The sequence below is a fragment of the Bartonella sp. AP1QHHD genome, from assembly GCF_042196265.1.
GTDB lineage: Bacteria > Pseudomonadota > Alphaproteobacteria > Rhizobiales > Rhizobiaceae > Bartonella.
The window spans coordinates 1-9,131 of record NZ_JBHIPW010000049.1; the positions used below are offsets into that span (position 1 = coordinate 1).

Below are 9,131 nucleotides of genomic sequence, written 5' to 3' on the forward strand. Positions count from 1 at the left end.
GGCTTTGATCAGGTTCTTTTCCGCTTCACTGGCGATACGATCGACAAAAGGAGCGGTTTTTGGCAAAGATTGTCCAACACCTGCCATTTCCGTTATTTGGCTGGTTAAGCCTGCTGTCAACATCGACGAAACAATGCTGAGAACATTCTTTGAAGAGCCAAGCTCATGCAAAGCGCCGGCAATGTTGCCGCGATTATTGACAAGAGCCACAGCGCTTTTGTTAATCAGTGCTTGGACACCTGCCTGTATCGCTGCATTCATGGCGGTGCTCGAGCCAAGCCCCAAAGCACCGGTAATGGCACTGGCAGCGCCCGAGGCTGCTCCACCCGTAACCGCCGTGACAGCCAATGCCACGATAGCCGCACCGGCTTCTGTCAATCCTTGGGCTTTATAATCCCAGTCTTTAAATTCAGCTCGAACTGCTTGCCAATCAACTTTCCTTACAAATCTTAATCAACCCAAAGAAATAACCTGAAATAGCAGTGTGTCGTATGAAAAATTAAAAACAAAAACCGAATGAAGAAAATGCACTTGAGACTTGCCTATGGCTTCACAGGTTTATTGCTGTAAAAGCTTCAAATGATGATATCTCTAATACTTTTTTCGCTTGTTCTCTTGTGGTAGCTTCCACAAGCGAAAAGATATGGACGATGACACCTCTTCTCAAGCTTATCAAACTGAACTCAAAGGTATTTCCTTATTGATTTTGAAAGAGTCCTTAAAACGCATTTTGCAGAGCAACGTAGAAAGCATGTCTAAAAAAATCATTCCAAAAGCAACAGATTTTTCTAAGTATTGTGAAGAGATTGAAAAAGATCTTCTTTCACGAACCAAAACTCTTCATGAACTAATAATAGGAGAGTTTAAAATAGATTTCTAAAAAATAGCAAAATAGTGAAAAGTGCTGATCATTTTTGGATTGGATATGCATTTAAAGAGTGATTAAAAAGTTTTTTTAATGTACAATATATTTCTAAAAGCCAAAATGGCTCTATAGTATCAAATTTATAAAGTAAATAAATCCATTAATACAAATTAAGGATTTTAGGATACACGAATTTCAAAATATTTGTTTTTTAAAACATGAATAGCCAGCATCAGCACAAAAAATGTTGCGGCAGTTATGAGTCACTTTCATGTATTTTTGAAATAACAGAGCTTTTCTTTAATCTTTATGAAAGGGTTGCCAGTGCTATGGGCTTTTTTGAAAGGTGGATTTGGGTATCAAAATGCAAGCGAGAGTTTGGGATTATGGAGCTCTGTGTTTAAAGCTATCATCAACTATAGATAAATCATAAACGAGGTTAACTAAAATATTAAAAGCAACTGGATGCAATAGAAGACATTGCTATTAAAATAAAAGATAGATTGTATTTTTATATCAGAAAATAATTTAAGAAATTGAGATCATAATTTTTCCACAGGAAATAAATATATTTACAAATAAGCAGCTAAGAACCTTGTTTGGCATTATAACTTTTATATTTTTATGTTTTTTAGGAATTAAAAAAATCTTGACTTTATTCAGAGTATTTTGACATTCGCATCTGTTTCTTTGGTAATAGTCACAACGGTTTTTGCAATTTTATGCAATTCTAATATTCCTTCTGAATTGCAGAGCACCCCAAAATATAAAGATGATGATACAACAGGTTGGGTGAAACTAACACGTGATTTACAACAGTATTTGCACAGACTCTTAAAACTAATAAGTTTAGCGCTTATCGTTTTAATTTTTCCAAATAGTTATAAAGAAACTGTTTTTTTACCTGTCATCTCTAAGTACGTGAAGTACAAGCTTTCTTTTCCATTGGATACTGTACTTTAGTACTCAGATATTGCTCTTTGGTATTCCTTTTTAGTTTGTGTATTGTTTCTTATGTTACATACACGCAGTTTAATAAACATATCTATTTACACACTACAGTGCTCAGTTAAAAAGCCATAGTAATATTTCCGATTTTATAAAACTGTTTAGATTAAATGGCGTTGTCTCTTCTCAACGTTCATAGATGAAATCAACAAGGAGATAAAAAAACTATCGAAAGCAGTTTGATACTCTTTGTCGCAGGAAAGAGGTCAACGCATTGAACGAAGCATGGCATCACGTAAAATGGCGTTAATCCGCATTTGATATCCTTTCCCTTGACTTTTAAAGTCACGCTAGCACGTCTGAATCCACACGCACTGTTGTAACAGTTTTGGGTGATTTATAGAATGGATTGAAAACGGCGTTTTTCCAGAACACATCATTGAGTGACGGAATATCTCTATGATCAATTGCACTATCCGACATTACAGCCAATTTATCAATTTCAACTCTCTGTTCATCTGTCAAGGCTGATAAGTTACCTACCTCAATTTCATAACGAACTTTCTTCTTTATAACGTTTCCTTTCTTTCAAATTGGCTCGCCGTGCTGAAATAATACGGATTACCTCTATGCCATCTTTATCGTCATGGACAGTATGCGCTACGAATAGTAATAAAAAACCTCCACAAGCACTAAAGCTTGCTAACCATACTCTCCATTTTCAATACGGTCTTGTTTAGCCATGGAGAATAGATCAGAAAAAACATATGCAGCTATTTCAAAACTTTACACGGTGCTTTCTAAGATTACCTTTTGTTTTAGCTTCATCCCGTTCAAATCTTATTTTTATACCTTATATTAATACATTTATAAGGGTATTATATACATCAAGAGTTTTAGATGAACACTTAATTATCCATGTTTTTGTACAATTAATATAATTTAATACTTTAAAAATTAGTGCTTAATTAACTAAAAATATTAAAAAATAATAAATTATTCTAAGGCTTTATGCATATAATATGCAAATCGAATAAAACTTACAAGCCTGTTAAATAAAATAATATTAATTGGCTATTTAGGGGCTGCTCCTGAAAGCAAAAATGAATTTTGGTGCCGAAACATTCAATTTTCGTATGGCTACCTCTGAGAGCTATGCAGAAAAATACCAATAAAAAAGTAGACAAAACAAAATGGTATTCCGTGATGCTTTTTAATCTACATACATTTGGAAAAACTTGTTCTTCAGTACAGAACTGCCCCTTTTTCCGAATGAATGAGAGGAACGGTTTTTTTAATAGTCAACGCAACAAAGGATGCAATCAGCACTTTCAAGAAACCACTAACCAAAAAACCTAATGAACTTATTAAAACTGTCAGCAAAGGAACCTGTGTCATATACGCTACCCATGGTATTCCAAAAGAATAGACTATCCCAATGCCACCCACAGTATTTATCACAAATAATATTATAAAATTTAACCGCTGCCAAAATAATTCTACCATAAAGCCAATAAAAAATGCAGCAAATGGAAAACTAATCAGATAACCACTCGTAACTCCTGAAAAAACACTAATTCCACCACGACCACTAGGCAATAGAGGTAACCCAATCGCAATAAGAGCAAGGAAAAGAAGTGATGCTAAAGCTCCCCTTTTCGCTCCAAGTATAGAGCCTGCTAACATCGGAGCCATAGACTGAGCTGTAATAGGGACACCCAGCAAAAAAGGAAGATAAATAGGAGGAAAAAGACTCAAAACAGCGTAAATAGCGGCGAATAAAGCAATATAAACTAAATCTTTTGTATTCACTGAATTATTCCTTCACTAGGGAAAAGCTTTCGTTATTGTTGTACAATTAATAAAAAGTATCAGATTTATAAAAGTACACTTTAAATGCCTTAGATATAGAGAAAAATACTATAATAATTTATTTTAATAATATCACTTATATGAATCATATTAGATTATGTTTAAATACATCATAAATTACTATAGTTAAATTCAATAATAGTGATATACGAATATTATATAACAACAGCATAACAAAATAATGCATTTATTTTAGTTATTATGCTTTGAATGAATGAGAGGAACAGATCTTTTAATCGCGAGTGCAATAAAGGATGCAATCAACGCTTTTAAACAATCGCCTATCAAAAAAACTGATGAAGCCATTAAAACATTCAGTAAAGAAACTTTGGTCATATAAGCTGTCCATGGAACACCAAAAGAATAAACTATCCCAATGCCACCGACAGTATTTATCACAAATAATATTATAAAATTTAACCGCTGCCAAAACAATTCTACCATTAAACCAATAAAAAATGCGGCAAATGGAAAACCTATTAAATAACCACTTGCAATCCCTGAAAAGACACTGATCCCACCGCGACCACCAGGCAACAGAGGTAATCCAATCGCAACAAGAACAAGAAAAAGGAGTGACGCTAAAGCACCCCTTTTTGCCCCAAGAATAGACCCTGCTAGCATCGGTCCCATCGATTGAGCTGTAATAGGTATCCCTAGAAGAAAAGGAAGATAAATAGAAGGGAAAAGGCCCAAAATAGCATAAACAGCGGCAAATAAGGCAATATAAACTAAATCTTTTGTATTCATTTGATTCTTCTTTCACTATAAAAAACTTTGATTATTATGAGATGCTGTATCAATGGTATCAGCATCATAAGAACGCGCTTCCAATGCTTCAGCCACTTCTGAAGCCATTCTTATGGTTCGTATAATTAAAGGTATCGCAAGAGCGACAATGTTAGTGTTAAGTCCCCGTGCTTGCTGTGCTTCATGTACCTCATTAAACTTTTCACTCAAAAGAGGAATAAACCTGATCGCCATAGAGATAACCATACTCATTTTTGATGGATTTATACCAAAACAACGAAAGGGCTGGAGTCCTGCTTCAATTGCATCCACCATATCTGAAACTTTTGTTGTGAATGAAATAAGTGATGATAAAGAAAAGAGGATAACAAGACGTAATATGACCTCACCCCCCGTAAGCCAACCGCTAAAAATAGTTTGAAATACAAATAGAAGAACTAAAAGCAATCCCATCGATTTAAATTGCTTTATCGCAGTTTTGAAAGGAACCTTGGCGACTCTATAGAATAAGATGATCAACAACAAAAATAACCCAAGAAGCGCTATGGAAGAAACCATTATTATAAAAGTTCCACACGCCGTAAGAAATAATAACTTAACTCCAGGACTTAACCTATGAATAAACGTATCCCTTGGAATATATAAACCGATCATGACATTCTTCTTATATACTCCTTGATAGCAACAAAAGGTACATCATCAATTGCTATCTCCCCCTTATCAAAAACCAGCACTCTATCAAACTTTTTCAAAAACTCCAAATCATGCGATACAACTATTGCCGTTTGTGGTAATTCTTCTATCACTTGCGTAACGCGATGCTTATTTCGCAAATCAAGTAATGTTGTCGGCTCATCAAAAATAATGTAGTCTGGTTTCATTGCAACTACACCGGAAATAGCAACGAGTTGTTTTTGCCCACCACTTAATAAATGGACAGCGTGATTTCTGAAATCTTGAAGTTCATAGCGTTGTAAAATTTCATCTACACGCTCCTTAATTTCATCTTTATTAAGCTTTAAATTTTTGAGACCAAAGGATAAATCCTCTTCAACTAATGGTAAAACAATCTGATTATCGGGATTCTGAAATACAAATCCAACTTTACGCTTTACTGCTTTTGCATCGCGCTTGGTATCAAGCCCATCAACGCTTACAAAACCGTGAGATGGTAATTGGAGTCCATTAATAAGACGAACAAATGTACTTTTTCCAGAACCATTCGCACCTATAACAGCAATTCGTTTTTCGGTAAGCTGTACAGTAATATTTCTTAAAACACACAAATCGCCAAAAACTTGTGTTACCTCATCAAATTTTATAGTCCCCAAGATTTATTCCAATCAATCCCTTTTATTAGCTCTTCTTTCTCTATCGTTTCAGTTTATAACCTAAAAGTAATAATAAGCACCATAGAGGAATAATAATGACTGCCAAACTCATATCAGGCATCTGTACAGGAATATATGTTTCAAGAAAAGGCACGCTTATTCCTATCATATCAAAAAGTCGAGTCATCAATCCATTTTGCCCAAAACCACTGATAAACATAATGCAAAATAATAAAGCAAGAAAGCAGAGACAAAGATAGTTAGCGTAAGGATATAAACCAAACGCATAAGTAAAGTTGCCTTTTCTGTTCTTATGGGCATTGCGAAATTTCAAATGAACAATAACAATAATAGCCCAAGTAATCACTGCTGCTGCAGTTGCAAGAGCCATGATCCGCATGAAACTATTATCAGGAACAAGAGCATTAACAACGACAATCAACACCGTACAGAATGATGAAAAAAGGATAGCAATATAAGGAACACGAGCAGCACTCAGTTTACTAAAAATATGTGGTGCATTTTTTTGTACAGCTAAACTATAAAGCATACGGCCATTAGAATAAATGCCACTATTGTAAACAGAAATAGCAGCCATAATCACCACAAAATTCAAAATATGACCAGCAGCAGGAATTCCTATAGTCTCGAAAATTGTGACAAAAGGACTACCATTTTTTCCAATCATATTCCAAGGGCTGATTATCATAATAATGCTGATAGAACCAGTATAAAAAATTATAATCCTCCACATAACTTGACGAATAGCCGCTGGAATTGTTTTTTGTGGATTAAATGCCTCTCCAGCAGCAATACCAATAAGCTCTGTTCCTCCAAAAGAAAACATTACTACAGAAGTTGCTAAAACAACCCCTACTGCTCCATAAGGAAAAAAACCGCCATGGTCCCAAAGATAATGAATATTCGCTTGATTTTCCCCTAGTCCAGTGACAATGAGAAAAATTCCAAAAATAATCATACCAATAACAGCAGCCACTTTGATCAAAGCGCAAGCAAATTCAAATTCTCCATAAAAACGAACATTAAACAAATTAACAAATGTAACAAATAAAAGAACAATGAAAGATGCCTTCCAATGATCAATCAAAATCCAATGATCAAGGTAAAACCCTATCACTGTAAGTTCAGCCATGCTCACAAGAATATAAAGAAACCAATAATTCCAACCTGTTATGAAACCAGCTAATCTCCCCCAATATTTATAAGCAAAAAAACTAAATGCTCCTGAAGACGGTTCTTCTACTGACATTTCACCAAGCATTCGCATAATGAAATACATAATAAGCCCGCCGACAAGATAAGATAAAATAACTGAGGGGCCAGCTAATTGAATTGCCTCGGTTGACCCATAAAAAAGTCCTGTCCCAATAACGCCACCCAAAGCAATCATTTGAATATGGCGATTTTGAAGGCTACGCTTCAATTCCTCGTGCTTTTTTTCAGACATCATGCCTCACTACTTTTGTTGAACCTAACCTCAACTTTTATTGAAAAATTAGGCACCTCTTTCAAAAAACACAAAACAAACGTAAACTTATTTTCTTATCATAATGCAACTCCTTATTTTTTTGTGCATTATACGTATGTCCCGTTGAAGTTTTAAGAAAAAATATGCTCCACCCTTTATTTAAATTAATGTCCTTCATTTTCGTTACACTAACCATTATAGCATTGGTCATTGATAACACACACTCTGTAATCACATCACATTGGACAACAACCCCCTTTAATAAAATTTTAACAAGCCTTCTGCAAACAGATATCTATCACCTTAATCAATCTCTATGCAAGGTAATGCCTGATTTTCTGTCCTCAATTTGCATTACTCTCACTTATTTACCCGCATGGTCTATCTTTGGTGCTTTAGCAATAGTATTTTGTATCTTAAATTACGAAAAACAAAAGCCTTTTCACAAAATATCATATACATATAACGAAGAGTACATTTGATCTTGAAAAAAACTTCTAGAGCTCTCTGTACTATACACAACAGGTATCGCTTAGAGCACCTCACCCTATTAAAACAACTGAAAATCATTTGATCATCAGAATGGATTAAAACGCTTTATTATAAATATATGCGCTCAGTTATAAATTATACGGGCTCACTTATGATTTCTATAGATAATGATAACATTACTTCATTTGTATCAATTTAATAAAAACTAGCGAATAAACCTAACTCCCATCTATAGAAAACTCTGTACAGAAAAAACTTAACATATTGAAGTTCATATATTTTTATGGATGTTCCTTTATACTCTACAAAAACTTTTCTTAATTTTAGTACTAGAAATCACATATAAAAAAACGTCTTCTAATATCAGCACTCCTTATAAAATTGGAACTTCTTGAAATTAATGAAGAAGCTTATAAAAATTATTCTACAAGTCTAACAAAATGCGTTAAACAAAAACCAATCTGTAAATAATTGCAATTGTAATAAAGAATATTTCGCATCTTACTCCCATTGTGACATCCACCCTATTACATCTAAAAAAATCCAAGAGACTATTAGCAGAAAAATTTTAAGCATCTTCTCTCTATTGAGAAAATGGTAAAATAACAGCTTCAGTCACACTCTGTTCTTTTAAATCTGAAAATCGTTTCGCTAAAACATCAACTTTTTTAGATATCTCATCCAAACTTTTCCATTGATCAGTTACCACTCGAGAAAGTTCCTCAATGAATTTTTCTTGGTAAACTAGCTTCATTTCTAGTTCTATCAGCCGATCTTCATCCGACATGATTTTTACTCCCTCTTAAATAAAAAAACGTGATTAATTTTATTAATCCTCCTCCCTTTATTCTTCCCATAAAAATGAGAAGTAACTTTTCAAATAATTCTACTCATCTTATTTGCACATTATAAAAGGTTTATGATGATCTTTATTTTCCCAATCACTTATACAACAAATTTCTTTCTTAAGAATCAGAAAATGTTTTTATCTTTACTAAGTTATCTTGACACCATTTTTCATCCTAAAGATCTACATTCCCAGCTTCTTAATTTAAGTGCTATCGTAAATTGGAAAGCATTTTATAGCATTAAGGTCAAAGAATACTTTCCTCTGACTTTTACATACTTCTCCTTCAAATTATTATCATATGTATAAATTATTGAAAAAATGCATTCTTGCTTTTATACGTACTTTTAGCTATTACCCTCAAATTAGTTTTGTTTCATTGACTTACAAACCTATGCCGCATTAGCTCAGTTGGTAGAGCACATCATTCGTAATGATGGGGTCGCTGGTTCGAATCCGGCATGCGGCACCACTTTTTGTGTTTAGCGTATTGAAATATATAGATTTTTTCTTTAAACAGCCATTTTCAGACCACCT

General features: G+C 34.0%; 9 protein-coding genes, 1 tRNA gene and 2 pseudogenes. 3 read left to right on the forward strand and 9 right to left on the reverse strand.

Translation table 11 applies throughout. From position 1 onward, the window contains the following. Positions 1-441, reverse strand: a pseudogene (locus ACFIME_RS04475) (DUF637 domain-containing protein); the annotation flags it as partial. Positions 442-643: 202 nt separating this feature from the next. On the opposite strand from ACFIME_RS04475, the gene ACFIME_RS04480 reads away from it, so the two are divergent. Both ACFIME_RS04480 and ACFIME_RS04485 read left to right on the forward strand, forming a co-directional pair. Next, a complete protein-coding gene (locus ACFIME_RS04480; protein WP_375662674.1) occupies positions 644-880 on the forward strand; it encodes a hypothetical protein in 237 nt (78 codons plus the stop codon). Between the two features lie 553 nt (positions 881-1,433). Further along, positions 1,434-1,948 (forward strand): annotated as a pseudogene (locus ACFIME_RS04485) (hypothetical protein). A 131-nt stretch (positions 1,949-2,079) separates the two neighbouring features. Here ACFIME_RS04485 and ACFIME_RS04490 read toward each other — a convergent pair. The 8 genes from ACFIME_RS04490 to ACFIME_RS04525 all read right to left on the reverse strand — a co-directional run bounded on the left by ACFIME_RS04490 (position 2,080) and on the right by ACFIME_RS04525 (position 8,534). Then, the gene (locus ACFIME_RS04490) at positions 2,080-2,130 is read right to left on the reverse strand and encodes a hypothetical protein (protein ID WP_375618717.1); all 51 of its coding nucleotides are present in this window, start codon (positions 2,128-2,130) and stop codon (positions 2,080-2,082) included. A gap of 28 nt (positions 2,131-2,158) precedes the next feature. After that, a complete protein-coding gene (locus ACFIME_RS04495) occupies positions 2,159-2,338 on the reverse strand; it encodes a hypothetical protein (protein WP_375618712.1) in 180 nt (59 codons plus the stop codon). Between the two features lie 720 nt (positions 2,339-3,058). Then, positions 3,059-3,625 carry a biotin transporter BioY gene (locus tag ACFIME_RS04500; protein WP_375633212.1) on the reverse strand — a complete coding sequence of 189 codons (567 nt, stop codon included), beginning with the start codon at positions 3,623-3,625 and terminating at the stop codon, positions 3,059-3,061. Positions 3,626-3,877: 252 nt separating this feature from the next. Next, a complete protein-coding gene (locus tag ACFIME_RS04505) occupies positions 3,878-4,435 on the reverse strand; it encodes a biotin transporter BioY (protein ID WP_375662645.1) in 558 nt (185 codons plus the stop codon). Positions 4,436-4,450: 15 nt separating this feature from the next. Further along, positions 4,451-5,089, reverse strand: a complete 639-nt coding sequence (locus ACFIME_RS04510) for an energy-coupling factor transporter transmembrane component T family protein (RefSeq protein ID WP_375684562.1) — start codon at positions 5,087-5,089, stop codon at positions 4,451-4,453. Beyond that, complete coding sequence (locus ACFIME_RS04515) at positions 5,086-5,766, reverse strand: energy-coupling factor ABC transporter ATP-binding protein (RefSeq protein WP_375618715.1); 681 nt, start codon at positions 5,764-5,766, stop codon at positions 5,086-5,088. Before ACFIME_RS04515 ends, ACFIME_RS04510 begins: the two co-directional genes overlap by 4 nt. 40 nt (positions 5,767-5,806) lie before the next feature. Beyond that, the gene (locus ACFIME_RS04520; RefSeq protein WP_375684563.1) at positions 5,807-7,234 is read right to left on the reverse strand and encodes an amino acid permease; all 1,428 of its coding nucleotides are present in this window, start codon (positions 7,232-7,234) and stop codon (positions 5,807-5,809) included. A gap of 1,096 nt (positions 7,235-8,330) precedes the next feature. Beyond that, the gene (locus ACFIME_RS04525; protein ID WP_375634991.1) at positions 8,331-8,534 is read right to left on the reverse strand and encodes a SlyX family protein; all 204 of its coding nucleotides are present in this window, start codon (positions 8,532-8,534) and stop codon (positions 8,331-8,333) included. Between the two features lie 456 nt (positions 8,535-8,990). Here ACFIME_RS04525 and ACFIME_RS04530 point away from each other — a divergent pair. Continuing rightward, positions 8,991-9,066: transfer RNA gene (locus ACFIME_RS04530), tRNA-Thr, on the forward strand. Positions 9,067-9,131 lie beyond the last annotated feature (65 nt).

Coding starts and splice junctions, on each gene's coding strand:
- ACFIME_RS04525 (WP_375634991.1), bottom strand. CDS start 8,534: ATGTCGGATGAAGATCGGCTGATAGAACTAGAAATGAAGCTAGTTTAC.
- ACFIME_RS04505 (WP_375662645.1), bottom strand. CDS start 4,435: ATGAATACAAAAGATTTAGTTTATATTGCCTTATTTGCCGCTGTTTAT.
- ACFIME_RS04510 (WP_375684562.1), bottom strand. CDS start 5,089: ATGATCGGTTTATATATTCCAAGGGATACGTTTATTCATAGGTTAAGT.
- ACFIME_RS04520 (WP_375684563.1), bottom strand. CDS start 7,234: ATGTCTGAAAAAAAGCACGAGGAATTGAAGCGTAGCCTTCAAAATCGC.
- ACFIME_RS04480 (WP_375662674.1), top strand. CDS start 644: ATGGACGATGACACCTCTTCTCAAGCTTATCAAACTGAACTCAAAGGT.